26 protein-coding genes are annotated in these 24,206 nt (G+C 65.1%); 20 read left to right on the top strand and 6 right to left on the bottom strand.

Annotation, left to right across the window (positions count from 1 at the left end):
- Positions 1-76 precede the first annotated feature (76 nt).
- The 3 genes from argC (at position 77) to erpA (ending at position 2,093) form a co-directional block, all read left to right on the top strand.
- Entirely contained in the window at positions 77-1,114 is a 1,038-nt protein-coding gene (argC, locus tag ACSUZJ_RS21440; protein WP_499411567.1) for an N-acetyl-gamma-glutamyl-phosphate reductase, read from the top strand.
- Positions 1,115-1,270: 156 nt separating this feature from the next.
- On the top strand, positions 1,271-1,669 hold the full coding sequence (locus ACSUZJ_RS21435; protein WP_499411565.1) for a bactofilin family protein: 399 nt from the start codon (positions 1,271-1,273) through the stop codon (positions 1,667-1,669).
- Between the two features lie 55 nt (positions 1,670-1,724).
- Complete coding sequence (gene erpA, locus ACSUZJ_RS21430) at positions 1,725-2,093, top strand: iron-sulfur cluster insertion protein ErpA (RefSeq protein WP_499411563.1); 369 nt, start codon at positions 1,725-1,727, stop codon at positions 2,091-2,093.
- 244 nt (positions 2,094-2,337) lie between these two features.
- Here erpA and ACSUZJ_RS21425 read toward each other — a convergent pair whose 3' ends face one another.
- Together ACSUZJ_RS21425 and ACSUZJ_RS21420 are read right to left on the bottom strand one after the other, a co-directional pair.
- A complete protein-coding gene (locus ACSUZJ_RS21425; protein ID WP_499411561.1) occupies positions 2,338-3,435 on the bottom strand; it encodes an anhydro-N-acetylmuramic acid kinase in 1,098 nt (365 codons plus the stop codon).
- 88 nt (positions 3,436-3,523) lie between these two features.
- Positions 3,524-4,885, bottom strand: a complete 1,362-nt coding sequence (locus tag ACSUZJ_RS21420; protein ID WP_499411559.1) for a M23 family metallopeptidase — start codon at positions 4,883-4,885, stop codon at positions 3,524-3,526.
- A gap of 148 nt (positions 4,886-5,033) precedes the next feature.
- Between ACSUZJ_RS21420 and tyrS the strand changes: the two genes are divergently transcribed.
- The 16 genes from tyrS to ACSUZJ_RS21340 all read left to right on the top strand — a co-directional run bounded on the left by tyrS (position 5,034) and on the right by ACSUZJ_RS21340 (position 19,065).
- Entirely contained in the window at positions 5,034-6,299 is a 1,266-nt protein-coding gene (gene tyrS, locus ACSUZJ_RS21415) for a tyrosine--tRNA ligase (RefSeq protein WP_499411557.1), read from the top strand.
- Positions 6,296-6,754, top strand: coding sequence for a D-aminoacyl-tRNA deacylase (gene dtd, locus ACSUZJ_RS21410; RefSeq protein ID WP_499411555.1), 459 nt, complete (start codon positions 6,296-6,298; stop codon positions 6,752-6,754). Before tyrS ends, dtd begins: the two co-directional genes overlap by 4 nt.
- A gap of 54 nt (positions 6,755-6,808) precedes the next feature.
- Positions 6,809-7,474: a YbhB/YbcL family Raf kinase inhibitor-like protein gene (locus tag ACSUZJ_RS21405; RefSeq protein ID WP_499416636.1), complete on the top strand. Its 666-nt coding sequence runs from the start codon at positions 6,809-6,811 to the stop codon at positions 7,472-7,474.
- Between the two features lie 47 nt (positions 7,475-7,521).
- Positions 7,522-8,178, top strand: a complete 657-nt coding sequence (locus ACSUZJ_RS21400; protein WP_499411553.1) for a histidine phosphatase family protein — start codon at positions 7,522-7,524, stop codon at positions 8,176-8,178.
- 140 nt (positions 8,179-8,318) lie between these two features.
- Positions 8,319-9,344 (top strand): tRNA dihydrouridine synthase DusB, encoded by a 1,026-nt coding sequence (dusB, locus tag ACSUZJ_RS21395; protein ID WP_499411551.1) that lies wholly within the window; start codon positions 8,319-8,321, stop codon positions 9,342-9,344.
- An 82-nt stretch (positions 9,345-9,426) separates the two neighbouring features.
- Positions 9,427-9,660, top strand: coding sequence for a helix-turn-helix domain-containing protein (locus ACSUZJ_RS21390; RefSeq protein ID WP_056338842.1), 234 nt, complete (start codon positions 9,427-9,429; stop codon positions 9,658-9,660).
- A gap of 89 nt (positions 9,661-9,749) precedes the next feature.
- Positions 9,750-11,336, top strand: coding sequence for a bifunctional phosphoribosylaminoimidazolecarboxamide formyltransferase/IMP cyclohydrolase (gene purH / locus ACSUZJ_RS21385; protein ID WP_499411549.1), 1,587 nt, complete (start codon positions 9,750-9,752; stop codon positions 11,334-11,336).
- A gap of 371 nt (positions 11,337-11,707) precedes the next feature.
- Positions 11,708-12,244, top strand: a complete 537-nt coding sequence (ruvC, locus tag ACSUZJ_RS21380; protein WP_499411547.1) for a crossover junction endodeoxyribonuclease RuvC — start codon at positions 11,708-11,710, stop codon at positions 12,242-12,244.
- A gap of 21 nt (positions 12,245-12,265) precedes the next feature.
- Entirely contained in the window at positions 12,266-12,847 is a 582-nt protein-coding gene (ruvA, locus tag ACSUZJ_RS21375) for a Holliday junction branch migration protein RuvA (protein ID WP_499411545.1), read from the top strand.
- A gap of 16 nt (positions 12,848-12,863) precedes the next feature.
- Positions 12,864-13,925 (top strand): Holliday junction branch migration DNA helicase RuvB, encoded by a 1,062-nt coding sequence (ruvB, locus tag ACSUZJ_RS21370; protein WP_499411543.1) that lies wholly within the window; start codon positions 12,864-12,866, stop codon positions 13,923-13,925.
- 23 nt (positions 13,926-13,948) lie between these two features.
- Positions 13,949-14,404: a YaiI/YqxD family protein gene (locus tag ACSUZJ_RS21365; RefSeq protein ID WP_499416634.1), complete on the top strand. Its 456-nt coding sequence runs from the start codon at positions 13,949-13,951 to the stop codon at positions 14,402-14,404.
- Positions 14,405-14,504: 100 nt separating this feature from the next.
- Positions 14,505-16,310 (top strand): CIA30 family protein, encoded by a 1,806-nt coding sequence (locus ACSUZJ_RS21360; protein ID WP_499411541.1) that lies wholly within the window; start codon positions 14,505-14,507, stop codon positions 16,308-16,310.
- 41 nt (positions 16,311-16,351) lie between these two features.
- Entirely contained in the window at positions 16,352-17,470 is a 1,119-nt protein-coding gene (locus ACSUZJ_RS21355; RefSeq protein ID WP_499411540.1) for a sensor histidine kinase, read from the top strand.
- Complete coding sequence (locus ACSUZJ_RS21350; protein ID WP_499411538.1) at positions 17,467-18,072, top strand: response regulator transcription factor; 606 nt, start codon at positions 17,467-17,469, stop codon at positions 18,070-18,072. Before ACSUZJ_RS21355 ends, ACSUZJ_RS21350 begins: the two co-directional genes overlap by 4 nt.
- Positions 18,073-18,283: 211 nt before the next feature.
- Complete coding sequence (locus ACSUZJ_RS21345; protein WP_499411536.1) at positions 18,284-18,751, top strand: MgtC/SapB family protein; 468 nt, start codon at positions 18,284-18,286, stop codon at positions 18,749-18,751.
- A 107-nt stretch (positions 18,752-18,858) separates the two neighbouring features.
- A complete protein-coding gene (locus ACSUZJ_RS21340; RefSeq protein ID WP_499411534.1) occupies positions 18,859-19,065 on the top strand; it encodes a hypothetical protein in 207 nt (68 codons plus the stop codon).
- 7 nt (positions 19,066-19,072) lie between these two features.
- Here the strand turns inward: ACSUZJ_RS21340 and ACSUZJ_RS21335 are convergent, their stop codons facing one another.
- Complete coding sequence (locus ACSUZJ_RS21335) at positions 19,073-19,495, bottom strand: efflux RND transporter permease subunit (RefSeq protein ID WP_499411533.1); 423 nt, start codon at positions 19,493-19,495, stop codon at positions 19,073-19,075.
- Between the two features lie 380 nt (positions 19,496-19,875).
- Here ACSUZJ_RS21335 and ACSUZJ_RS21330 point away from each other — a divergent pair, with 380 nt between their 5' ends.
- Positions 19,876-20,226 carry a DUF3592 domain-containing protein gene (locus tag ACSUZJ_RS21330; protein ID WP_499411532.1) on the top strand — a complete coding sequence of 117 codons (351 nt, stop codon included), beginning with the start codon at positions 19,876-19,878 and terminating at the stop codon, positions 20,224-20,226.
- Here ACSUZJ_RS21330 and ACSUZJ_RS21325 read toward each other — a convergent pair.
- The 3 genes from ACSUZJ_RS21325 to ACSUZJ_RS21315 all read right to left on the bottom strand — a co-directional run bounded on the left by ACSUZJ_RS21325 (position 20,216) and on the right by ACSUZJ_RS21315 (position 24,029).
- On the bottom strand, positions 20,216-20,557 hold the full coding sequence (locus ACSUZJ_RS21325; RefSeq protein WP_499411530.1) for an SMR family transporter: 342 nt from the start codon (positions 20,555-20,557) through the stop codon (positions 20,216-20,218). The genes ACSUZJ_RS21330 and ACSUZJ_RS21325 overlap by 11 nt on opposite strands.
- A 59-nt stretch (positions 20,558-20,616) precedes the next feature.
- Entirely contained in the window at positions 20,617-21,066 is a 450-nt protein-coding gene (locus ACSUZJ_RS21320; RefSeq protein ID WP_499411528.1) for a DUF2147 domain-containing protein, read from the bottom strand.
- 164 nt (positions 21,067-21,230) lie between these two features.
- A complete protein-coding gene (locus ACSUZJ_RS21315; RefSeq protein ID WP_499411526.1) occupies positions 21,231-24,029 on the bottom strand; it encodes a valine--tRNA ligase in 2,799 nt (932 codons plus the stop codon).
- Positions 24,030-24,206 lie beyond the last annotated feature (177 nt).

Raw genomic sequence — 24,206 nt, 5'->3', positions numbered from 1 at the left:
CGGCACCCTATGCGGTGCGCTGTTAAAATTGCAGCCTCGACTCGCAAGTCTCATTTTTAATCAAGAAGGAAAGAACATGATCAAAGTTGGCATCGTTGGCGGAACCGGATACACGGGCGTGGAATTGCTGCGGCTGCTGGCCGCGCATCCCGACGTGGAGCTGACCGCGATCACCTCGCGCAAGGAAGATGGCCTGCCGGTGGCCGACATGTTCCCCTCGCTGCGCGGCCGCGTGAACCTGGCCTTCTCGGCCCCGGACAAGGCCGACCTGACGAAGTGCGACGTGGTCTTCTTCGCCACCCCGCACGGCGTGGCCATGGCGCAAGCCCCGGCGCTGCTGGCGGCCGGCGTCAAGGTCATCGACCTGGCGGCGGACTTCCGCCTGAAGGACCGGTCCGCTTTCGAAAAATGGTACAAGATGGAGCACAGCGCGCCCGAGCTGATCGAGGAAGCGGTGTATGGCCTGCCGGAACTGAACCGCGAAGACATCAAGGGCGCGCGCCTGATCGCCAACCCGGGCTGCTACCCGACCACGATGCAGCTGGGCTTCGTGCCGCTGCTGAAGGCCGGCATCATCGATGCCAGTAATCTGATCGCCGACAGCAAGTCGGGCGTCTCGGGCGCCGGCCGCAAGGCCGAGATCGGCACGCTGTTCTCGGAAGCAAGCGACAACTTCAAAGCCTATGGCGTGGCCGGTCACCGCCACACGCCGGAAACCTCGGCCCAGCTGCAGCGCTTTACCGACCAGAAAGTCGGCCTGATCTTCACGCCCCACTTGGTGCCGATGATCCGCGGCATGCACTCGACCCTGTATGCGCGCCTGACGAAAGACATCGACGACGCGGCCCTGCAGGCCCTGTTCGAGGCCGAGTACAAGGATTCGCCTTTCGTCGACGTGATGCCTTTTGGCTCGCACCCGGAAACCCGTTCGACCCGCGGCTCGAACATGCTGCGCCTGGCCGTGCACCGTCCGGACGGCGGCAACACCGTCGTCATCCTGGTGGTGCAGGACAACCTGGTGAAGGGCGCGTCCGGCCAGGCCGTGCAGTGCATGAACCTGATGTTTGGCCTGGAAGAAACGACCGGTCTGCAGCACATCGCACTGCTGCCGTAATAAAGCCGCACCCCGTCAGGTAATTCCTACAGGCACTACCTGACCAGAGCTAGATCAAGGTGGTAACTGTTGAGGACGGTAAATTGATCGTTGCACTGATCGGTGCAACGATCCTTTTTCCCGTCGCAAATTCCATTTATCTACAGGGGTGCCACCATGTTCGGTCGCAACGCGAAAAGCGAAATTGACAGCCTGATCGGCATAGCCGCCCGCATCGAAGGCGACCTGTGTTTCAGCGGCGGCCTGCGCATCGACGGCGAAGTACACGGCAACGTGATTGCCAGCGAGGGACCGGACAGCGTCCTGATCGTTTCCGAGCACGCCCGCATCGAGGGCGAGGTACGCTGCGCCAACCTGGTGGTGAACGGCTACATCGCCGGCTCGGTTTACTCGACGGAGCTGCTTGAATTGCAGCCGAAAGGCCGCATACATGGGGATGTCCATTACAAGCTGCTCGAGATGCACGGCGGCGCCCTGGTAACCGGCAAGCTCACGCACCAGCCGGCGGGCGAGCCGGTGTTCCATCTGGCGGAAGCGGAGAGGGCCAAAGCATGACCGGCGCGAACCGTCTATAATGGCATAAATCCGAATCCAATCAGGAGTTTATCCCATGACTGCAGTGGCCGAAGTGCAAGACTTTGACACCATCCCGACCCCGATCGTCTTCACCGACAGCGCCGCTGAAAAAGTGGCCCAGCTGATCGAAGAAGAGGGCAATCCCGACCTGAAACTGCGCGTGTTCGTGCAGGGCGGCGGCTGCTCGGGCTTCCAGTACGGCTTTACCTTCGACGAAATCGTCAACGAAGACGACACCACGATGGAAAAGAACGGCGTTCAGTTGCTGATCGACTCGATGAGCTACCAGTACCTGGTCGGCGCAGAGATCGACTACAAGGACGACCTCGAAGGCGCCCAGTTCGTCATCAAGAACCCGAACGCGACCAGCACCTGCGGCTGCGGTTCGTCATTCTCGGCGTAAAGCATCGCACAGCCCGGCTCGCCGGGCGTCGCTTCCAGATCCGGGCAATGCCCGGATTTGTTTTTTGAGGTTACGGTTTGGTAGGGGGGACACCTGTGTCCACGCTGTCTCGCGGCCTGAATTTCCTGCGGCAGCATTTTCACGGTGACGACGTTGGGCCGCGCCAGTGAAGCCGCGTTAATGCATGCGATGATCCCGCGTGGACACAGGTGTCCACCCTACAAAACCAAAAAACTGGCCTCGCTCAAGCCGGATACAGCGCCCCCAGGATACGCGGCCCCTGCGCCCCCGTCACCGCCGGCATGTTGCCCGGCTCGCGCTGCATGAACCGGTAGCCCAGCCAGGCAAAGGCCAGCGCCTCGACCCGGTTCGGGGCCACGCCCAGCGTCGCGGTCGATTCCACTGCCACACCCCCGCCAAGCGCGGCGGCCAGCATGCGCAGCAGCGTGCCGTTGAAGGCGCCGCCGCCGCAGACGTACACCGCGTCCACATGGCGACTTTCGAGACGGATCGCGTCGGCGATCGTGCGCGCGGTCAGGGCAACCAGCGTTGCCTGCACGTCGGCCGGCGCCAGGTGGGTGAAACGGGCCAGGTGCGCGTCCAGCCAGTCCATGTGGAACAGGTCGCGCCCCGTGCTTTTCGGCGCCGGCTGGCGGAAGTAGGGCTCATCCAGCAGTGCGGCCAGCAAAGCCGCGTCGACGCTGCCGCTCGCGCCCCAGGCGCCGTCGGCATCGTAGTCCTTGCCCTGGTGGCGCCCGATCCAGCCGTCGAGCAGTACATTGCCCGGTCCGGTGTCGAAGCCGGTCACGCGCCCATCGGCATGCAGCACGCTGATGTTGCCGATGCCGCCGATGTTCACTACCACCCGCGTCGTGCCCGGCTTGCCGAAGGCGGCGGCGTGGAAAGCCGGCACCAGCGGGGCCCCCTGACCGCCGGCGGCGATGTCGCGGCTGCGGAAGTCGGCGATGACGTCGACGCCGGTGAGCTCGGCCAGCAGGGCGGGATTGTTGGTCTGGCGCGTGAAGCCCAGTTCGGGGCGATGACGGATCGTCTGTCCGTGCACTGCGACGGCCGCCACCGGTCCGGCCGCTTTCGGCAACAGTTCCTGCACGCAAGTCGCGTAGCACCGGGCCAGGCCGTTGGCGGCCAGCGCTTCGCGCTCGATCTCGTTCTCGACCTGGGCCTGCAGGGCCATCAGTTCGGCGCGCAAGGCGGGAGGGAAGGGGGTGAAAGCTGCGTCCAGGGTGCGGATGGCGCCGCCGGAGAAATCCGCCAGTACGCCGTCGACGCCGTCCATGCTGGTGCCGGACATCAGGCCGATATAGAGAGTCGAAGTATTCATTTTTCCCATCATAAAGGAAAGGCCACGTAAAAACGCCTTCCGTGCATCTGCATGCAGGGAAGGCGTTCTGGACAGCGTAGTACGAAGCTTAGCGCGCAGCCATGGCGTTGCCGCCCGGGGTCAGCAGCGAGAAGCGGTGGTTCATCTCGGCGGCGGCCATCTTGAAGCGGGCCATTTCGCCGGCTGTCAGCGGTGCCTGGGTCAGGCCCTTCAGGGCTGCCGGATCGCGGGCGACATTGGCCACGCGGAACTCGTAGTGCAGGTGGGCGCCGGTCGACCAGCCGGTCGAGCCGACGTAGCCGATGACGTCGCCCTGGCTGACCTTGGCGCCCTTGCGCAGGCCGCTGCCGAAGCGGCTCATGTGGGCGTAGGCGGTGCTGTAGTTGTTCCAGTGCTTGAGCACGACCATGTTGCCGTAGCCGCCATGCACGCCAACGAAGTCGACGGTGCCGTCACCGGCGGCGCGGATCGGGGTGCCGGTCGGCGCGGCGTAGTCGATGCCCTTGTGCGCTTTCCACTTGCCCGAGATCGGGTGGATGCGGTTCGAGAAGCCAGAGGAGACGCGCGAGAAGGCCAGCGGCGACTTGAGGAAGGCTTTTTTCAGCGACTTGCCGTCCAGGCTGTAGTAGCCGCCCTGCCTGGTGACCGGGTCTTCGAACCAGACGGCCTGGTAGCTGGTGCCGCGGTTGATGAACTCGCCGGCCAGGATGCGGCCGGTCTTGACCATTTCGCCGTCGAGCCAGAAGGTTTCGTAGACGACGTTGAAACGGTCGCCGCGCTTCAGGTCGGAGCGGAAGTCGATGTTGGTCGAGAACATCTGGATGATTTCGCCGACCACGGAATCCGGAATCGAGCCGCCGTCGACGTTGGCGTCGGTGGCCGAGTAGAGCGAGGTGGTGATTTCACGCGAACGCATTTCGACGCGGCGCTCGAGCTTGGCGGGCGCTTCGCTGGCGACAAAACCTTCGCCCTTGCGTGCGACGGTCAGGACCTTCGGGTCGCTGCCTTTGTCGGTGATGGTGGCGCGCAGCGAGAGCAGCAGACCGTTCTCGTCGGTCTCGGCCTGCAGGCGCTTGCCGTTTTTCAGCGAGAGGAGGCGGCGGGCCAGTTTGTCGGAACGGATGAACTTTTGCGCTTCAGCATCGTCCACACCCATGCGGCTCAATGTGGAACCGATCGAGTCGCCCGAGCGGATGCGCTCTTCGTGGATGAATTGCTGTTCGTCCTCTTGCAGGGCAGCGATCTGGTCGGCCAGGTTCGGCAGGGCGAGGTTCTCGGCCACCGACTTGACCGGCACGTCGGCCGCGTCAGGGGCAATCGGGGCCACCGCGACTGCGCCGAATGCGCACAGTGCCAGGGCCACCGCGCCGGCGCCGACGATGCGGGTCTTGCGACTTGCATCGGCCAGGCCTAACCAGCGTTTGCCGGTGAATTTATGTATAGGGTTCATGCAATCAGTTAAAATTTGCCGCTTGAACTTCCACGCCATTTTTCTTGTTGTTTTGAAAAGTTTTCTTACGGCAAGATTGATGGGATCGAGCATTATACCAAAATCCATGCTCCTACAACCGTTTTAGCACTTTTCCTACAAGAACTTTATGACTTCCCCCGCGTCTTCAGGTAATAGTAATTTAGCAACCGCCACCGCTTTGCCGCTGTCGGACAAGGTGCAGGAGGCGCTTGCGATCACGAAGCGCGGTGTCGACGAACTGCTGATCGAAAGCGAATTTGCACAGAAGCTGGCCCGTTCCGAACAGAGCGGCGTACCGCTGCGCATCAAGCTCGGCGCCGACCCGACCGCTCCGGACCTGCACCTCGGCCATACCGTGGTGCTCAACAAGCTGCGCCAGTTGCAGGACCTCGGTCACAAGGTGATCTTCCTGATCGGCGACTTCACCTCGATGATTGGCGACCCGTCGGGCCGCAACGCCACCCGTCCGCCGCTTTCCCGCGAACAGATCGAGGAAAACGCCCAGACGTATTTCCGCCAGGTGGCCCTGATCCTCGATGCCGAGCGCACCGAGATGCGTTACAACTCAGAGTGGTGCGACCCGCTGGGCGCGCGCGGCATGATCCAGCTGGCCTCGCGCTACACCGTGGCGCGCATGATGGAACGTGACGACTTCACCAAGCGCTACAAGAGTGGGACTCCGATCGCTGTCCATGAGTTCCTTTATCCGTTGATGCAAGGCTATGATTCAGTCGCTTTGAAAGCAGACCTTGAGCTAGGTGGAACGGACCAGAAATTTAATCTGCTGGTTGGCCGTGAGTTGCAGAAAGACTACGGTCAGGAACCGCAGTGCATCCTGACCATGCCGCTGCTCGAAGGTCTCGACGGCGTCGACAAGATGTCGAAGTCGAAAAACAACTACATCGGCATCACCGAAGCGCCGAACACCATGTTCGGCAAGCTGATGAGTATTTCCGACTCGATGATGTGGCGTTACTACGACCTGTTGTCCTTCCGCTCGATCGAGGACATCGCCGCCGTGAAGGCCGCCACCGAAGGCGGCGCCAACCCGCGCGACGCCAAGGTCGCCCTGGCCAAGGAAATCGTAACCCGCTTCCACTCGGCCCAGGCGGCCGACGATGCGCTGGCCGACTTCGTCAACCGCTCCAAGGGCGGCATCCCCGACGACGTGCCGGAAGTGGCGGTCAGCGGTGCGCCGCTGGGCGTGGCCCAGCTGCTGAAAGCCGCCGGCCTGTGCGCCTCGACCTCGGAAGCCATGCGCATGATCGACCAGGGCGGCGTGCGCATCGACGGCGGCGTGGTCAGCGACAAGGGCCTGCAGGTCGAGGCCGGCACCTTCGTCATGCAGGTGGGCAAGCGCAAATTCGCGCGCGTGACCTTCACCGCCGCATGATCGGGCTGCTGCAACGCGTCAGCCAGGCCAGCGTGAACGTAGACGGCGCCACCATCGGCGCCATTGAAGCCGGTTTGATGGTGCTGGTCTGCGCCGAGAAGGGCGATACCGAGCGCGAAGCCGACGCCCTGCTGACCAAGCTGCTCGGCTACCGCGTCTTTTCCGACGAGGCCGGCAAGATGAACCGCAGCGTCACCGATACCGGCGGCGCCTTGCTGCTGGTGCCCCAGTTCACGCTGGCCGCCGACACCCGTTCCGGCACCCGGCCCTCGTTCTCGCCGGCCGCCGGCCCCGAGGAGGGGCGCCGGCTGTTCGATTATTTCGTGCGCCAGGCATGCGCACGGCATGGCAAAGTTGAAACCGGACAATTTGGCGCAGACATGAAAGTCGCGCTGATCAACGATGGGCCAGTGACGATCTGGCTGCGCATTGATCCGGTCGACGTCAAGCGCTGAAACCCGCGCCGCATCAAGGCGGTCAATATCAAGGAGGCCCTGGGAGTGAGCAAAATGAAAATCTGGAGCGATTCGTTTACCGAGGGCGGGCTGATCCCGCCCGAATGCGCGTTCGCGGTCATCGACCCGGCCACCCATGTGCGCCTGTCGAGCAACCGCAATCCCCACCTGGCCTGGGACGAGGTGCCGGCCGGCACCCAGTCGCTGGTGCTGCTGTGCCACGACGGCGACGCGCCGACCGACGGCACCGACGTCAACAAGGAGGGGAGGACCGTTCCCGAGAGCCTCAAGCGTGCCGATTTCTACCACTGGACCCTGGTCGACATTCCGGCCAGCCTGCGCGAGCTGGCCGAAGGCCGCTTCTCCGACATGGTCACGCCGGGCGGCAAGACCGGTCCCGAGCTGCCTTTCCTCGTCAAGAACGGCACCGAGCACCAGTTGCGCCAGGGCCTGAACGACTACACCGGCTGGTTCGCGCAGGACCCCGACATGGCCGGCGACTATTTCGGCTATGATGGCCCCTGCCCGCCGTGGAACGACGAGCGCGTCCACACCTATGTGTTCACCCTCTACGCGCTCGACATCCCCCGGCTGCCGCTGGAAGGCACGTTCACCGGCCAGGACGTGCGCATCGCGATTCGCGGCCACATCCTCGACGAAGCGCAGATCTTCGGCGTGTATTCGCTCAATCCGGCGATCGCACCGACGCTGTCCAAGTAATCCCCGCGCCCGCGCCCGTGCCTGGCATGGGCGCTTTTCACTTCTTCATGCAAAACGACATCACGACCCGGATCGTACTGATCCGCCACGGCGAAACCGCCTGGAACGCCGAACGCCGCCTGCAGGGCCATCTCGACATCGACCTGAACGCCGAAGGGCAGCGCCAGGCGCGCGCCCTGGCCGCGGCCCTGGCACGCGAACGTTTCGACGTGCTCGTTTCGAGCGACCTCGCGCGCGCCGCCCAGACCGCAAAAGCCGTGGCCGAGGTGCTCGACCTGCCTCTCTATATAGATGGGCGCCTGCGCGAGCGCTGCTACGGCGGCTTCGAGGGCCTGCTGTATGCGGAGATCGCCGAACGCTTCCCCGTGGAGTTCGCCGCCTGGCAGGGACGCGACATCGACGGAGCCCTGCCGCCGGGCGAGAACTGCGGCGAAACCTTCCGCCAGTTCTACGACCGCGTGATCCCGGCCATCCTTGGCTGGGCCGCCGACAATCCCGGCAAGTCCCTGGCCCTGGTCGCCCACGGCGGCGTACTCGAATGCGCCTACCGCGCCGCCCTCGAGCTCCCGCTCGACACCCCGCGCGACTTCAAGGTGCACAACGCCAGCATCAACCGCTTTACCGTGCAGGATGGCAGACTGCAGCTGGAGAGCTGGGGTGAGGTGGCGCATTTGCAGCCGGCGGTGCTGGACGATGTCGGCTAGCCGGCGACTAAGCAAATTTTTTTCCTCCTGTCCACACCTGATTGACCCGTTCGCTACAATCCGGAAAAATTTTGCCGATAATTTGAGCAGCGCTTGGGGTAAAATAGCAGGTTCCCGAGAATTCTCCTTCTATTCCCGCTGTGCAAATCGGTCCTTACCAACTTCGCAATAACGTCTTTGTCGCACCCATGGCGGGCGTGACCGATCGTCCGTTCCGCCAGCTGTGCAAGCAGCTCGGGGCCGGCTATGCGGTGTCGGAAATGGCCGCCTCGAATCCGCGTCTCTGGGCCAGCGAGAAGACCAGCCGCCGGACAAGCCACGAAGGCGAGATGGAACCGAAGGCGGTGCAGATCGCCGGCGCCGATCCCCAGGACCTGGCCGATTGCGCCCGCCACAACGTCGAGCGCGGCGCCCAGATCATCGACATCAACATGGGTTGCCCCGTGAAAAAGGTGTGCAACAGCTGGTGCGGTTCGGCCCTGCTGCAGCACGAGGACCTGGTCGAGCGCATCCTGCACGCCGTGGTGGGCGCGGTGGACGTGCCGGTGACGCTGAAGTTCCGCACCGGCTGGGACCGCCAGAACAAGAACGCCCTGCGCATCGCGCGCCTGGCCGAGGAGGCCGGCATCCAGATGCTGACCCTGCACGGCCGCACCCGCGCCGACGGCTACAAGGGCGAAGCCGAATACGACACCATCCGCGCCGTGAAGGCGGCGGTGAAGATTCCGGTGGTCGCCAACGGCGACATCACCAGCCCGGAAAAGGCGAAGTTCGTGCTCGACTACACGGGCGCGGATGCAGTCATGATCGGCCGCGCGGCCCAGGGCCGGCCCTGGATCTGCCGCGAGATCGACCACTACCTGCGCACCGGCGAACTGTTGCCGGCGCCGCTGGTGGAAGAGGTGCGGGCCCTCATGAACGAACACCTGCCGGCGCACTACGCTTTCTACGGCGAGTACGTCGGCGTGCGCACCGCGCGCAAGCACATCGGCTGGTATGTGGAGGACTTGCCGGGAGGCGAGGAGTTCCGCCAGCACATGAATCGGATGGAATCCACCAGCGAACAACTGGCCGCCGTGGATAATTTTTTCCGATCGCAACTGCAGTATGGCGAACGGTTACAATACCGGCCCGCGCAAGCTGTCATTGAAGCGATCGCGGCATAAACAAGCACAACAACAAAAACGATTTGGGGACAGCGCCGTCACGAGCGGCGTAGCAAACACTAACCAGGATGAAGCAGCAGACATGAGCAAAGAGAGTATCCAGGAAGTTGTCCAGAAGAGCCTCGAGGACTATTTCAATGACCTGGGCGAGCAGAAGCCGACGAACATCTACGACATGATGGTGATGACCGTCGAGAAGCCGATCCTCGAAGTGGTCATGACGCGCGCCGACGGCAACCAGTCGCACGCGGCCCAGATGCTGGGCATTAACCGCAATACCTTGCGCAAGAAACTGCAAGAGCACGGACTGCTCTGACGCTTGCGGCACGCGTGGCCGTGCGCGGGCGCGGCCACTACGGCGTGCCCGAATTCCGCACAGAATTTTCATCAACAACGGCCACTCCCATGATCAAACAAGCCCTCATTTCCGTCTCCGACAAGACCGGCGTGCTCGATTTCGCCCGTGCGCTTTCCGCGCTCGGCGTGAACATCCTGTCCACCGGCGGCACCGCCAAGCTGCTGCAAGACAATGGTGTGCCGGTGACGGAAGTTGCCGACTACACCGGCTTCCCGGAAATGCTCGACGGCCGCGTCAAGACGCTGCACCCGAAGGTCCACGGCGGCATCCTTGCACGCCGCGACTTCCCGGAGCACGTGTCCAAGCTCCAGGAACACGGCATTCCCCAGATCGACATGGTCGTGGTCAACCTCTACCCCTTCCAGCAGACCGTCGCCAAGGATGACTGCTCGCTGGAAGACGCGATCGAGAACATCGACATCGGCGGCCCGACCATGCTGCGCTCGGCCGCGAAGAACCACAAGGACGTGGTCGTCATCTGCCATCCGGCCGACTACGGCGTGGTGCTGGCCGAAATGAAGGGCACCGGTACCACTGCCGGGCCGGTCAGCTACGACACCAAGTTCCGCCTGGCAAAGAAAGTGTTCGCGCACACCGCGCAATACGACGGCGCCATCACCAACTACCTGACCAGCCTGGGCGAAGACAAGGCCCACGCGACCCGCTCAAGCTACCCGCAGACCATCAACATGTCCTTCGAGAAGGTCCAGGACATGCGCTACGGCGAGAATCCGCACCAGGGCGCCGCCTTCTACCGCGACATCGTCACGGTCGACGGCGCGCTGGCCAACTACCGCCAGCTGCAGGGCAAGGAACTGTCGTACAACAACATCGCCGACGCCGATGCGGCCTGGGAATGCGTTAAGTCGCTGGGCGGCTTCGAGCAACCTGCCGGCTGCGTGATCGTCAAGCACGCCAACCCCTGCGGCGTGGCGATTGGCGTCGATGCGCTGGACGCCTACACCCGCGCACTGCAGACCGACCCGACCTCGGCTTTCGGCGGCATCATCGCCTTCAACGTCGAAGTCGACGGCCGCGCGGCCGAAGCGCTGTCCAAGCTCTTCGTCGAAGTCCTGATCGCGCCCTCGTTCACCGCCGAGGCGCGCCAGATCATGTCGGCCAAGCAGAACGTGCGCCTGCTGGAAATCCCGCTGGGCGCGGGCCAGAACGCCTACGACGTCAAGCGCGTCGGCGGCGGCCTGCTGGTGCAGTCGCCGGACGCGAAGAACGTGGGCCTCGGCGAGCTGCGTGTGGTGACCAAGAAGCAGCCGACCCAGCAGCAACTGCAGGACCTGATGTTCGCCTGGCGCGTCGCCAAGTTCGTCAAGTCGAACGCGATTGTCTTCTGCGGCAACGGCATGACCCTGGGCGTGGGCGCCGGCCAGATGAGCCGCATCGACTCGGCGCGCATCGCCTCGATCAAGGCGCAGAACGCCGGCCTGTCCCTTAGCGGTTCGGCCGTGGCCTCGGACGCCTTCTTCCCGTTCCGTGACGGCCTGGACGTCGTGGTCGACGCCGGCGCGACCTGCGTCATTCACCCGGGCGGTTCGATGCGCGACCAGGAAGTGATCGACGCGGCGGACGAGCGTGGCGTGGTGATGCTGTACACGGGGACGCGTCACTTCCGTCACTGATCGTCAAACCGACCGCGCGGTCGGTGCTTGACCCGTAGGGTGGACGGCTCCGCCGTCCACGCGTTCAACGGACGGTTCCCAACCGATGCACGAAAATTCACACGATGATTGAACGCGTGGACGGGAAACCCGTCCACCCTACATTCCTCCGCTTCACAATCGTAGGGTGGGCGCCCTGTGCCCACCTAAAAATTCGATCAGTGGCAAGCGCTGCGCGAAGCATGTCTGTGGCATGCTTCGCATCGAACCTTCGGATATTGTTGTCGCGTTACCACCACGCAAGCTCTAGGTGGGCACGGGGCGCCCACCCTACCTGTGTTTTTACACAGTATTTTTCCCACGAACCTTGCTGGCCGGTATAACATTCGATAATGATTATTCTCGGCATCGACCCAGGCTTGCGCACGACCGGCTTCGGCGTCATCGAAAAGCAGGGCAGCAAATTGCGCTACATCGCCTCGGGCACCATCAAGACCGGTCTTGAAGGGGCATTGCCGCCGCGCCTGAAGATCATCCTCGACGGCGTGCGCGAGATCGTCGCCACGTACCAGCCGAGCTGCGCGGCGATCGAAAAAGTCTTCGTCAACGTCAACCCGCAATCGACGCTGCTGCTGGGCCAGGCCCGGGGCGCGGCGATCAGCGCCCTGGTCGGAGCCGACCTCGAGGTGGCGGAATACTCACCGACCCAGATCAAGCAGGCCGTGGTCGGCACCGGCAAGGCCGCCAAGCCCCAGGTGCAGGACATGGTCTCGCGCCTGCTCACGCTCCCCGGCCTGCCCGGCAGCGACGCCGCCGACGCGCTCGGGGTTGCCATCTGCCACGCAAACAGCCACGATACGCTGGCGCTGATCGGCTCGCTCGGCCCGCAACTGGCCGGGCTGCGCATGAAGCGCGGCCGCCTCATCTAACCAAGAACAAAAAGGTCAACCATGATTGGTCGCATCTCCGGAATCCTGCTGGAAAAGACTCCGCCGCAACTGCTGGTGGACTGCAACGGCGTCGGCTACGAAGTCGACGTGCCGATGAGCACGTATTACAACCTGCCGCACACGGGTGAACGCGTCGTGCTGTTCACCCACCAGGCGATCCGCGAGGACGCCCATTTGCTGTTCGGCTTCGGCACGGCGAGCGAGCGCGCGCTGTTCCGCCAACTGATCAAGATCACGGGCGTCGGCGCGCGCACCGCGCTGGGCATCCTGTCGGGCATGTCGGTGAACGACCTGGCCCAGGCCGTGACCCTGCAGGAAGCCGGCCGCCTGGTCAAGATTCCCGGCATCGGCAAGAAGACCGCCGAACGCCTGCTGCTGGAACTGAAGGGCAAGCTCGGCGCCGACATTGGCGTGGTCGGCGGCGGCGCGCCGCGCGACGACACGCAAGCGGACGTGATGAACGCGCTGCTCGCCTTGGGGTATTCTGACAAGGAAGCGCTGCTCGCTACCAAGAATCTGCCGGAAGGCGCCAGCGTATCGGACGGCATCAAGTTCGCCCTGAAGGCGCTGTCCAAAGCCTAGTTTTTCGAGATAAGTCATGAGCATCCAGACCGACAACTTCACCGAGCAGCGGGTCATCGACGCGGCGCCGGCCTCGCCCAACGAGGAGGCGATCGAACGCGCCTTGCGCCCGAAACAGCTGGACGAATACGTCGGCCAGGCCAAGATCCGCGACCAGCTCGAAATCTTCATTTCCGCCGCGCGCAAGCGCCGCGAGGCGCTCGACCACACGCTGCTGTTCGGCCCGCCGGGCCTGGGTAAAACCACGCTGGCCCACATCATCGCGCGCGAGATGGGCGTGAACCTGCGCCAGACCTCGGGCCCGGTACTGGAGCGTCCCGGTGACCTGGCGGCCATCCTCACCAACCTCGAGCCGAACGACGTCCTGTTCATCGACGAGATCCACCGCCTGTCGCCGGTGGTCGAGGAGATCCTGTACCCGGCGCTGGAGGACTACCAGATCGACATCGTGATCGGCGAGGGCCCGGCCGCGCGTTCCGTGAAGCTCGATTTGCAGCCCTTCACCCTGGTCGGCGCGACCACGCGCGCCGGCATGCTGACCAATCCCCTGCGCGACCGCTTCGGCATCGTCGCGCGCCTGGAGTTCTACAACGTCGACGAACTGACCAAGATCGTCACCCGCAGCGCCCACCTGCTGGAAGCGCCGATCAATGACGAAGGCGCGCGCGAGGTGGCCATGCGTGCGCGCGGCACGCCGCGTATCGCCAACCGCCTGCTGCGCCGCGTGCGCGACTACGCGGAAGTGAAGGGAACAGGCGAGATCACTAAGGACATGGCCGACCGCGCCCTGAAGATGCTCGACGTCGACTCGGTCGGCTTCGACGTCATGGACCGCAAGCTGCTGGAAGCGGTGCTGTTCAAGTTCAATGGCGGCCCGGTCGGCATCGGCAACCTTGCCGCAGCGATCGGCGAGGCGGCCGATACCATCGAGGACGTGCTCGAACCCTACCTGATCCAGCAGGGGTATTTGCAGCGCACCCCGCGCGGACGCATCGCCACGCCCGCCGCCTACCAGCACTTCGGCGTTGCCGCCCCGCGCATCAGCCCGACCGGCGATTTGTGGGACAACCTGCGGTGACGGACGCAAGCAAGCCTGCCGCGATGCAGATCTGGGTCGATGCCGACGCCTGTCCCGGCGTCGTCAAGGAGATCCTGTACCGGGTTGCCGAGCGCACCCAGATCCAGGTGACGCTGGTGGCCAACCAGCTGCTGCGCGTTCCGGGTTCGAAATTCATCCGCGCCCTGCAGGTGCCGGGCGGCTTCGACGTGGCCGACGCCGAGATCGTCGAACGCGTGCAGCCCGGCGACCTGGTCGTCACCGCCGACATTCCGCTCGCGGCCCAGGTGCTGGAAAAGGGCGGCTATGCGCTGAACCCCCGCGGCGATTTCTACACCAGGGACACCATTGCCCAGCAACTCACCATGCGCGCCTTCATGGAAGAGCTGCGCAGCAGCGGCGTCGACACCGGCGGCCCGTCCGCCTTCAGCCAGGCCGACCGCCAGAACTTCGCCAACGCGTTGGACAGGCATCTGGCACGCCAGCGTTCGCGCAACTGAGCGTACCTGACATTTGTCACCCCAAAGTGGTGGCAGCCGCTTCTACCTCGGCTGGCGCTGCAATCGCATACTCGGCTCATCCAACCACTGGGAGAGACCGATGAAACCAACCACCCTGAAACTCCTCCTGCTGTGCGCAGCCATCGGCGCCAGCCCCGCTGCGCTGGCCGCCGCCACCCTGGTGCAGGACGTGCGCGTCTTCGACGGCAAGGCCGTGCACGAGCGCCGTTCGGTGCTGTTCGACAAGGGCGTCATCGCCGACGCCGATTTCCGCGGTGCGCCGCCTGCGGGGACGCGCGTGGTGAGCGGCAGCGGACGTACCCTGCTGCCCGGCCTGATCGATGCCCACACCCACGCCTTCCGCCATGCCGAACTGCCGGTGCTGTTCGGCGTGACGACCCAGGTGGACATGTTCACCGATATTGGCCTGATGAAGAAGGCCAAGCAGGAGATGGCCAAGGGGCAGAATCACCAGCATGCCGACCTGTTTTCTGCCGGCACCCTGGTCACCGCGCCGCATGGCCACGGCACCCAGTTCGGCCTCGCCATTCCCACCATCACGGGGCCGGAACAGGCCCAGGCTTTTGTTGACGCGCGCATCGCCGAAGGCTCGGACTTCATCAAGATCGTCATGGAAAGCGGCTACGGCTTTCCCTCGCTCGACCTGGCCACCGCCAGGGCCGTGATCGAGGCGGCGCACCGGCGTGGCAAGCTGGCCGTGGTCCACATCGGCAACGAGAAGGATGCGCGCGCCGTGCTGGAAGCGGGCGCCGACGGCCTGGTGCACCTGTTCCCGGGAGAGTCGGCCGACGCCGTGGGGCTGGCGCGCCTGGCCCGTGCCAAGGGCGCCTTCGTGATCCCGACCTTCACGGTACTGGAGAGCATGGCGGGCTGGCGCGGCGACGACCTGCTCGCCGATCCGGGCCTGGCCGGCCTGCTCGACAAGGATGCCCAGGCCCCGCTCAAGGCGCGCTACGGCAACAAGGAGCGCGCGGCGATGCTGGCGGCGCCGAAGCTTGTGACCGCGGCGATGGTCAAGGCCGGGGTGCCGGTGCTGGCGGGAACCGACGCCGGCAACCCCGGCACGCAACATGGCGCGAGCATGCACCGCGAGCTGAAGGCCCTGGTCGAAGCGGGCCTGACCCCGGTGCAGGCGCTGGCGGCAGCCACCAGCGAGCCGGCACGCGCCTTCAGGCTGGGCCGGCGCGGCCGCATCGAGCAGGGCTACAAGGCCGACCTGCTGCTGGTGGAAGGCAATCCGGCGGCGGACATCCTGGCTACACGCCGCATCGTCGAGGTCTGGAAGGATGGCGAGAGCGCGAATGGCCTGCGCGAGGGCCAGCGCCAGCGGGTAGCGAAAGCGGCGCAGGAAGGCGGGAAGGCGCTGGCGCTGGCGCTGGCGCTGCCGCCGGATGGCCGCATCAGCCGGTTCAGCGACAAGCACCTGGCCAGTCCCTTCGGCATGGGATGGGGGCCGTCGACCGACAGTTTCGTCGGCGGCAAATCAACCGTCAGCCTGGCGACGGGCGCGGCGCTGGCGGACGGTCAAATACCGCTCGCGGTCGACGCCAGAGTGGCGCCAGGCTTGCCCTTCGCCTGGGCCGGCGTGGCCTTCATGCCGGGCGCCCAGCCCATGCAGTCGGTGGATTTGAGCGCCGTCAAAGCCGTGCGCTTCAAGGTGCGCGGCGATGGCCGGACTTATCAGATGATCGCGATGTCGCAGGGCGTGCAGATACCGGGAGCGAAACCGTTCACTGCGGGGCCGGAATGGCGCGAGGTGACGGTCCCCTTCAGCGAGCTGAAGGGCATCGATCCGGCGGCGGTGACCATGTTAGGATTCAACGCCGGTCCGCAGCCGGGCGACTATCGCTTCGAGATCGTCGACGTGCGCCTGCTGACACAATAACCACTATCGACCCAAGAGCGATGAACATGATCAGGCAAGGGATGACGAGACTGTGGGCGGGACCGTGGCTCCCGCCGGAGCAGGGCAGGATGCCTTATTTCTGGCTGCTCAGCCTGGGCTACCTGTTCTGGAAGTACGCCTACGTGCCCCCGAGCGCCGTCGAGGCGGCGCTGCTGGCGCTGACCATCGTGGCCTTCATCCCGCTGTACTGCGCCAGCTTCTGGGCGCGCGGCTGGTGGGTAGGCGCCTGCATGCTGGCGGGTTGCCTGCTCGGCGCCGCGTGGGCGCGCTGGAACATCGGCGCCGCCACCTTCTTCGTCTTCGCCTGCGCCATGGCCGCCCGCTTCACGAACCTGCGGCGTGCCATGCCGGCGATGATCATTGTGATCCTGCTCGGCGTACTGGCCTCCCTGCTGGTCGAAGGGACCCGGATGCGCTTCCTGTTCCTGATGCCGATTCTCACCATCTGCCTGCCGGTGGGCCTGGGCGCGATCATGGATGCGCGCCTGCGCCGCTCGCGCCAGGAACTGATGCGCAAGCAGGAAGAAGTCGAGCACATGGCCACCATCGCCGAACGCGAACGCATCTCGCGCGACCTGCACGACCTGCTCGGCCACTCCCTGTCGCTGATTGCGCTGAAGGCCGAACTGGCCGGCAAGCTCGCCGATCGCGATACGGACAGCTGCAGGGCCGCCTGCCGGCGCGAGATCGCCGACATCGAAGCGGCGGCGCGCCAGGCGCTGGCCGAAGTGCGCACCGCCGTCAGCGGCTACCGCGAAAGCGGCCTGGCGCATGCCCTGGCCAGCGCCCGCGCCAGCCTGGCCGCAGCCGAGGTCGAACTGTGCGAGCAGGTCGAACGGATCGCCCTGGCGCCGGCCGCCGAACACGTGGTGGCCCTGGCCCTGCGCGAGGCCGTCACGAATGTGGTGCGGCACGCGGGTGCGCGCCGCTGCACGCTGTCGCTGGCGCTGGAAGGGAACAACGCGGTGCTGCGCGTGGCGGACGACGGCACGCGCCTGCGCGGCGACAGCGACCTGCGCCAGGGGAACGGCCTCGCCGGCATGCGTGAAAGGGCCGCGGCGCTGGGCGGCAGGCTGGCCCTGCAGGTCGGCGCCGGGCTGGCGCTGGAACTGCGCGTGCCGGCGGGAGCGGGGGCATGATCCGCATCCTGCTGGCCGAAGACCAGGGCCTGGTGCGCGGCGCACTGGCGGCGCTGCTGGGGCTGGAGCCGGACATCGAGGTGGTCGCTACCGCCGCCGACGGCGTCGAGGCGCTGGCCCTGTGCGAACAGCATGCGCCCGACATCGTGCTCACCGATATCGAGATGCCGCGCATGACCGGGCTGGAACTGGCGGCGCAACTGGCCGCGCGCGGCGCACCAGGCAGGGTGATGATCGTCACCACCTTCGGACGCAGCGGTTACCTGCGGCGCGCCCTGGCCGCCGGGGTGCGCGGCTTCCTATTGAAGGATGCGCCGGCCGAGGCGCTGGCGGCGGCGATCCGCACGGTGCACGGCGGCGGGCGCGCGATCGCGCCGGAGCTGGCCCTGGCAAGCTGGGGCGGCTTGGAGGACCCGCTGACCGAGCGCGAGCGGCAGGTGCTGCGCCTGGCGGGCGAGGGCGCCAGCAGCGCCGACATCGCGCGCCGCATCCACCTGTCGGAAGGCACGGTGCGCAACTACCTGTCCGAAGCGATCAGCAAGCTGGGCGCCGGCAACCGGGTCGAGGCCTATCGCCTGGCCCGCGACGCCGGCTGGCTGTAGGAGCGCCTGACAAAGCCCCCATGGCGGCGTTGCATTGTCTCGCCGTACGCTTGTACTGTCTTCGACAATGCGCCGGGTGGCCGCATCCCTTGCCCCAGGGGCTTTGTCAGGCGCTCCAGGACGCGTCCCTCCTTTCCTGCGAACCGCTGAGCGATGCGCCGTGCATCTTGCTTAGATGGCATTATTCGGAGGAGTGATTCTGGAGGACGAGATGGCGTGGTGGGAACAGAGCTGGCTGACGATACAACAGGAATTTTCCGATCTGGGCAATCCGGACGACATCACGCGCATTGTCGTGCGCCTGCTGGTGGCCCTGGCCCTCGGCGCCGTGCTCGGGTACGAGCGCGAGTCGGTCGGCGCCTCCGCCGGGCTGCGCACCCACATGCTGGTCTCGCTCGGCTCGGCATTGTTCGTGCTGATTCCGCTGCAGGCGGGCATGAAGATCGAAGACCTGTCGCGCGTCCTGCAGGGCGTTACCGCCGGCATCGGCTTCCTCGGCGCCGGCGCCATCCTAAAGCAGACCGACAAGAACGACATCAAGGGCCTGACCACGGCCGCCAGCGTCTGGCTGACCTCGGCCGTCGGCATCGCGGCCGGCATGGGGCGGGAAGCCACCGCCGTGCTCAGTGCACTGTTCGGTCTGGTGGTCCTGTCGATCCTGCGCGCCCAGAAGGGCTGAGGTCCTCGGGCAAGCCCGGCGTTGATGTTCTCAGGCAAACGGGCGCTGCCAATGGCCTCGTTTGGTAGGATGGTTCGCCTTGCAAAACGCGGTGTAGAGGCGAATCGATGTCAGGAAGCAAAAACGCAGATCCACGAGCCAACTCGACCATGGCGGCCCATGTCGACGAGGCATTACGGCTCTGGCGTACGGACGGGGTCTACCCGGCCTTCGAATTCATGCAACTCGTCGGTGTCCCGAAGACGGTGGCGATGCGCCTGCTGCGCTCTCCCGGACAGCATCGCAAGACGGACCGGCGCCGTACCTCGCGCTAGGTATCCGTCAGCCCTCGCCAACCCTGGCTGGAGGAGGCGAGCCGGGAGTGCCGGGCATCAGGAAGCCGGACGCGAGCTGCGCACGGCCGACTTCGACCACGGCCGCCGGTTCCAGTCCGCTGGCCGCATCGAAGCGGTCGACCTCGGCCTTGACCGCGGCGAGCGCCTGTTCGCCGTCGTTGCCATCAAAAGCGACCTCCAGCCGCGCGCGGCCGTGCGTGACGCCCGACTCCAGGGAAGCCATGCCCGGAAGGCGCAGCAGCCGGCGTTCCAGCGGCGTCACCAGGCTCTCCTCGATATGTTCCGGCGACTGGCTCGCCACACGGTATTCGACGGCGATCACGACCGGCGCCGCCTGCGCCTGCGCTTGCGGCGCACACGCAAGCGGCAGCAGCGAGGCAGCCATCAGGAATCTGGCGCTTTGCGACATGGTTTATTCGACCTTTGTTGAGTTTCGGCTTGTCGATTTCGATCCTGCCACGGCTTGGCGCCATGCACAAGGAGACGGCCTTCCTGGATACCTGACAGATTCGATGGTTGTTAGAACGTTAACTTTCTGTATATTGGACGTCGACACAGGTCTGCCATGGCCGGAACCGGGCCTCCTGGCAAACCGTGCAAGGTCAACACGCCGAAAGAGAAGAGATGCCAGTCCGTTCCCCGCCGCCGGATCCTCACATGACAAAGCTGATCGGGTGGTTCTTCCTGCTGCTTGCCATCCCGCTCGGGTTCTTCGCCTTCAAGAGGTCGGTCGACAAGTGCGTGTCGAGGTCGTAGCCAGTCACGCAGGCCCAGGTTCTGGATGCCGATATGTACAAGCGGAGCCGGTCCGGCGACTGGTGCATCCGGTTGCGTTACCGTTACGTCATCGATGGCGAGGCATTTTCGTCGCGCAAGCTGGCCTCGTCCTTCATGAGCAACGCCGGTTGCGATCAGGACAAAAGCGTGATCGATGCGCGGCGCGAACGCTTGCAGCCTGGGGCGGCACTCAGGGTCCGCTACGATCCGGCCGATCCCGGGCGTTCCCTCGTTTACCTGGAAGACCTGGACTTCAGCGATTATTTTTTTAACGGCCTGGCGCTGGTGCTCTTCGCCAGCGGTATCAAGGCCTTGAGGGATGCGGCTGCCTTGCGCCGCCAGCAGGCGGCATTCAGTGGCTGACGCTCTTCGAGAACAGGTTAATCACCAGCACCCCCGCGATGATCAGCCCCAGGCCGAGCAGGGCCGGCAGGTCCAGGCTCTGCTTGTAGACGACCCAGCTGACGATCGAGATCAGGACGATCCCCACCCCCGACCAGATCGCATACGCGATCCCCGTCGGCAGCACCTTCAGGCTGAAGGTCAGCAGGTAGAAGGAGGCGGCGTAGCAGGCGATGGTGAGCAGGCTCGGCCACAAGCGGGTGAAGTTGTCGGTGGCTTTCAGCGCCGTGGTGCCGATCACCTCGACGACGATGGCAAGGGCGAGGAAGAGGTAGCTCTGGGTCAGGGTCATGGAAAATCCAGGGAATAAAAAAGCGGCCCGCGGGCCGCTCCGGATGGAAGGCTAGGTGCTTACTGCTCGCGGTGCCAGATCTGCGAGCGGCCGAACATCGGCGCGCCGATGTAGCCGCGCACCTCGAGCTTCTGGCCGCCATCGCGCAGCGTGGCCTTGCTCTTGTAGACCTTGCCCTTGGCCGGATCGAGGATCTCGCCGCCGGTGTATTCGTTGCCGTCCTTCTTCAGGCCCGACACGATGGTCATGCCGATGATCGGCTGGTTCTTGCGCGAGTCGCTGCAGGCCACGCATTTCGGGTTCTGCTCTTCGTTCGGCTCGCGGAACAGCTTCTCGATCTTGCCCTGCAGCGCGCCGTTTTCCTCGGTGATGCGCACCAGGGCCTTCGGCTTGCCGGTTTCGTCGTCGACGGTCTTCCACAGCCCGACCGGCGAGGCGTTCTGCGCCCATGCGGCGGCGGAAGTGAACAGCATCGCGGCAATCAGGCTGGCTTTGGTCAGGTTGGGCATGGTTAGTCTCCGGTTTGTTATCAGTAGGGCAGAGTGTAGCAAACCACTCCTGAGAATTGGAAACTCCTTGTTGCGCATGCCACATGCTGCTGCCCGGTCGTGTAAAAAAGCCGGCCGGCGGGCTTGCGCCCGGCGGCCGGCTGTCCTCAAGGCTTGACTGCCGCTCAGGCCGCTGGCAGCTTCGCCAGCTGTTCGCGCATCTTGTCGAGCGTCGCGGTGAAGTTCGCCAGGCGTTCCTTCTCCTGCGCCACCACGGCGGCCGGGGCGCGGGCGACGAAGCTCTCGCTCGACAGCTTGCCGCTGGCCTTGGCGATCTCGCCCTCGACGCGTGCAATCTCCTTCGAGAGGCGCTCGCGCTCGGCCTTGACGTCGATCTCGACCTTCAGCATCAGCTTGGTGGTGCCGACGATCGACACGGCGGCCGGCGATTCCGGCAGGACGTCGACGATCTGCACCTCGGCCAGCTTGCCCAGCGAAGCGATGAAGGGCGCAAAGCCGGCCATGCTGGCACGGTCCTGGTCATTACCCGGCTCGACGATCAGCGGCACGCGCACCGACGGCGACAGCTTCATTTCGCCGCGCAGGTTGCGGGTGGCGTTGGTCAGGTCCTTCAGCTGGGCCATCCAGGCCTCGGCGCCCTCGTCGATCAGGGCTTCGTTGGCGACCGGGTAAGGCTGCAGCATGATGCTGTCACCCGTCTTGCCGGCCAGCGGCGCGATCGCCTGCCACAGCGCTTCGGTCACGAACGGGATGACCGGATGCGCCAGGCGCAGGATCACTTCCAGCACGCGCAGCAAGGTGTGGCGGGTGGCGCGCTGCTGCGCTTCCGTGCCCTGCTGGACCGTGACCTTGGCCACTTCCAGGTACCAGTCGCAGTACTCGTCCCAGACGAACTTGTAGATGGCGGACGCGATGTTGTCGAAGCGGTAGTCGGCAAAGCCCTTCGCCACTTCGAGCTCGGCGCGGTTCATCAGCGAGATGATCCAGCGGTCGGCCTGCGACAGGTCGGCCTCGTTTGGCGCGGCGCAATCCTTGCCTTCGGTGTTCATCATCACGAAGCGCGTCGCATTCCACAGCTTGTTGCAGAAGTTGCGGTAGCCTTCGGCGCGGCCGAGGTCGAAGTTGATGTTGCGGCCCAAGGAGGCGTAGCTCGCCATCGTGAAGCGCACGGCGTCGGTGCCGAAGGCCGGGATCCCGTTCGGGAATTCCTTGCGGGTGGCCTTGGCGATCTTCTCGGCGTCGCGCGGGTTCATCAGGCCGGTGGTGCGCTTGGCAACCAGGGTCTCGACGTCGATGCCGTCGATCAGGTCGATCGGGTCCAGGGTGTTGCCCTTGGACTTGGACATCTTCTGGCCCTGCGAATCGCGCACCAGGCCGTGCACGTAGACGGTCTCGAACGGCACCTTGCCGGTGAAGTGCGCGGTCATCATGACCATGCGCGCGACCCAGAAGAAGATGATGTCGAAGCCGGTCACCAGCACGGACGACGGCAGGAACATCTTCATGTCCGGCGTTTCTTCCGGCCAGCCCATGGTCGAGAAGGGCACCAGGGCCGACGAGAACCAGGTGTCGAGCACGTCGTCGTCGCGGCGCAGCGCGCCCGTCACGCCCTGCGCGGCGGCCTTGGCCTGCGCTTCTTCCTCGGTGCGGGCGACGACGATCTCGCCGTTCTCGCCGTACCAGGCCGGGATGCGGTGGCCCCACCAGAGCTGGCGCGAGATGCACCAGTCCTGGATATTGCCCAGCCACTGGTTGTAGGTGGTGGTCCAGTTCTCGGGCACGAACTTGATCTCGCCGTTCGCGACCTTTTCCAGCGCCACTTCGGTGATCGACTTGCCCGGATTGAAGGTGCCTTCCGGCGCCGGCTTGGTCATGGCGACGAACCACTGGTCGGTCAGCATCGGCTCGATGACGACGCCGGTGCGATCGCCGCGCGGCACCATCAGCTTGTGCGGCTTGACCTGTTCGAGGAAGCCTTGCGCTTCCAGGTCGGCGACGATCTGCTTGCGCGCGGCGAAGCGGTCCAGGCCCTGGTACTGTTCGGGCGCGTTCTCGTTGATCCTGGCGTCGAGCGTGAAGATGTTGATCGGCTCCAGGCCTGCGCGCTGGCCGACGGCGTAGTCGTTGAAGTCGTGCGCCGGCGTGATCTTCACGCAGCCGGTGCCGAATTCCTTGTCGACGTAGCTGTCGGCGATGATCGGCACTTCGCGGCCGGTCAGCGGCAGTTTCAGGAGCTTGCCGTGCAGGTGCTGGTAGCGCTCGTCGGTCGGGTCCACCGCCACGGCGACGTCGCCCAGCATGGTCTCGGGACGGGTGGTGGCGACGGTCAGCTCGCCCGAGCCGTCGGCCAGCGGGTACTTGATGTACCACATCGAGCCGTCTTCCTCTTCCGACACCACTTCGAGGTCGGACACGGCGGTGCCCAGTTTCGGGTCCCAGTTGACCAGGCGCTTGCCGCGGTAGATCAGGCCCTGTTCGTACAGGCGCACGAAGACTTCGGCGACGACCTGCGAACGGGCCTCGTCCATGGTGAAGTATTCGCGCTTCCAGTCGGCCGAGGCGCCCAGGCGGCGCATCTGGCCGGTGATGGTGTTGCCCGACTTTTCCTTCCACTCCCAGACCTTCTTGATGAATTCGTCGCGGCCGAGGTCGTGGCGCGAGATCTTCTGGGCGTCGAGCTGGCGCTCGACGACGATCTGGGTAGCGATGCCGGCGTGGTCGGTGCCCGGCACCCAGGCAGTGTTGTAGCCGCGCATGCGGTAGTAGCGCGTCAGGCCATCCATCACGGTCTGGTTGAACGCGTGGCCCATGTGCAGCGTGCCCGTCACGTTCGGCGGCGGCAGCTGGATGCTGAACGATGGTTTGTCGGCGTCGAGAGTGGCGGCGAAATACCCGCGCCCTTCCCACTCGGCGCGCCAGTACTGTTCAATGTCGGCTGGCTCGAAAGACTTGGCTAATTCCATGATTTGATGGCGTTTTGATTTGCGAAAGAAATCATTATAGGGCACCTTGAATCGCCCGCATATCCCGGCAGCATCGCTGAAACCCGCCCCGGCGCGGCCTCGCCACACGGCGGCCAGCCTCAACAATCCCCATCTTCCCGTCCATTTCTTTGATTTAGCTCCAAGCGCGTCTCCGAA

The organism is Telluria sp. B2 (assembly GCF_051789535.1).
Classification (GTDB): Bacteria; Pseudomonadota; Gammaproteobacteria; order Burkholderiales; family Burkholderiaceae_D; genus Telluria.
This window is presented reverse-complemented; position numbering and strand designations above follow the sequence as displayed.

Bases quoted from the DNA above. Each gene is read 5' to 3' on its own strand.
- ruvC (WP_499411547.1), top strand. From the start codon at position 11,708: ATGATTATTCTCGGCATCGACCCAGGCTTGCGCACGACCGGCTTCGGC.
- ACSUZJ_RS21435 (WP_499411565.1), top strand. From the start codon at position 1,271: ATGTTCGGTCGCAACGCGAAAAGCGAAATTGACAGCCTGATCGGCATA.
- ACSUZJ_RS21350 (WP_499411538.1), top strand. From the start codon at position 17,467: ATGATCCGCATCCTGCTGGCCGAAGACCAGGGCCTGGTGCGCGGCGCA.
- ACSUZJ_RS21400 (WP_499411553.1), top strand. From the start codon at position 7,522: ATGCAAAACGACATCACGACCCGGATCGTACTGATCCGCCACGGCGAA.
- ruvA (WP_499411545.1), top strand. From the start codon at position 12,266: ATGATTGGTCGCATCTCCGGAATCCTGCTGGAAAAGACTCCGCCGCAA.
- ACSUZJ_RS21325 (WP_499411530.1), bottom strand. From the start codon at position 20,557: ATGACCCTGACCCAGAGCTACCTCTTCCTCGCCCTTGCCATCGTCGTC.
- erpA (WP_499411563.1), top strand. From the start codon at position 1,725: ATGACTGCAGTGGCCGAAGTGCAAGACTTTGACACCATCCCGACCCCG.
- purH (WP_499411549.1), top strand. From the start codon at position 9,750: ATGATCAAACAAGCCCTCATTTCCGTCTCCGACAAGACCGGCGTGCTC.
- ACSUZJ_RS21315 (WP_499411526.1), bottom strand. From the start codon at position 24,029: ATGGAATTAGCCAAGTCTTTCGAGCCAGCCGACATTGAACAGTACTGG.
- dtd (WP_499411555.1), top strand. From the start codon at position 6,296: ATGATCGGGCTGCTGCAACGCGTCAGCCAGGCCAGCGTGAACGTAGAC.
- ACSUZJ_RS21340 (WP_499411534.1), top strand. From the start codon at position 18,859: ATGTCAGGAAGCAAAAACGCAGATCCACGAGCCAACTCGACCATGGCG.
- ACSUZJ_RS21360 (WP_499411541.1), top strand. From the start codon at position 14,505: ATGAAACCAACCACCCTGAAACTCCTCCTGCTGTGCGCAGCCATCGGC.
- ACSUZJ_RS21355 (WP_499411540.1), top strand. From the start codon at position 16,352: ATGACGAGACTGTGGGCGGGACCGTGGCTCCCGCCGGAGCAGGGCAGG.
- ACSUZJ_RS21345 (WP_499411536.1), top strand. From the start codon at position 18,284: ATGGCGTGGTGGGAACAGAGCTGGCTGACGATACAACAGGAATTTTCC.
- ACSUZJ_RS21425 (WP_499411561.1), bottom strand. From the start codon at position 3,435: ATGAATACTTCGACTCTCTATATCGGCCTGATGTCCGGCACCAGCATG.
- ACSUZJ_RS21330 (WP_499411532.1), top strand. From the start codon at position 19,876: ATGTACAAGCGGAGCCGGTCCGGCGACTGGTGCATCCGGTTGCGTTAC.
- ACSUZJ_RS21365 (WP_499416634.1), top strand. From the start codon at position 13,949: ATGCAGATCTGGGTCGATGCCGACGCCTGTCCCGGCGTCGTCAAGGAG.
- ruvB (WP_499411543.1), top strand. From the start codon at position 12,864: ATGAGCATCCAGACCGACAACTTCACCGAGCAGCGGGTCATCGACGCG.
- argC (WP_499411567.1), top strand. From the start codon at position 77: ATGATCAAAGTTGGCATCGTTGGCGGAACCGGATACACGGGCGTGGAA.
- ACSUZJ_RS21335 (WP_499411533.1), bottom strand. From the start codon at position 19,495: ATGTCGCAAAGCGCCAGATTCCTGATGGCTGCCTCGCTGCTGCCGCTT.
- ACSUZJ_RS21405 (WP_499416636.1), top strand. From the start codon at position 6,809: ATGAAAATCTGGAGCGATTCGTTTACCGAGGGCGGGCTGATCCCGCCC.
- ACSUZJ_RS21320 (WP_499411528.1), bottom strand. From the start codon at position 21,066: ATGCCCAACCTGACCAAAGCCAGCCTGATTGCCGCGATGCTGTTCACT.
- tyrS (WP_499411557.1), top strand. From the start codon at position 5,034: ATGACTTCCCCCGCGTCTTCAGGTAATAGTAATTTAGCAACCGCCACC.
- ACSUZJ_RS21420 (WP_499411559.1), bottom strand. From the start codon at position 4,885: ATGAACCCTATACATAAATTCACCGGCAAACGCTGGTTAGGCCTGGCC.
- ACSUZJ_RS21390 (WP_056338842.1), top strand. From the start codon at position 9,427: ATGAGCAAAGAGAGTATCCAGGAAGTTGTCCAGAAGAGCCTCGAGGAC.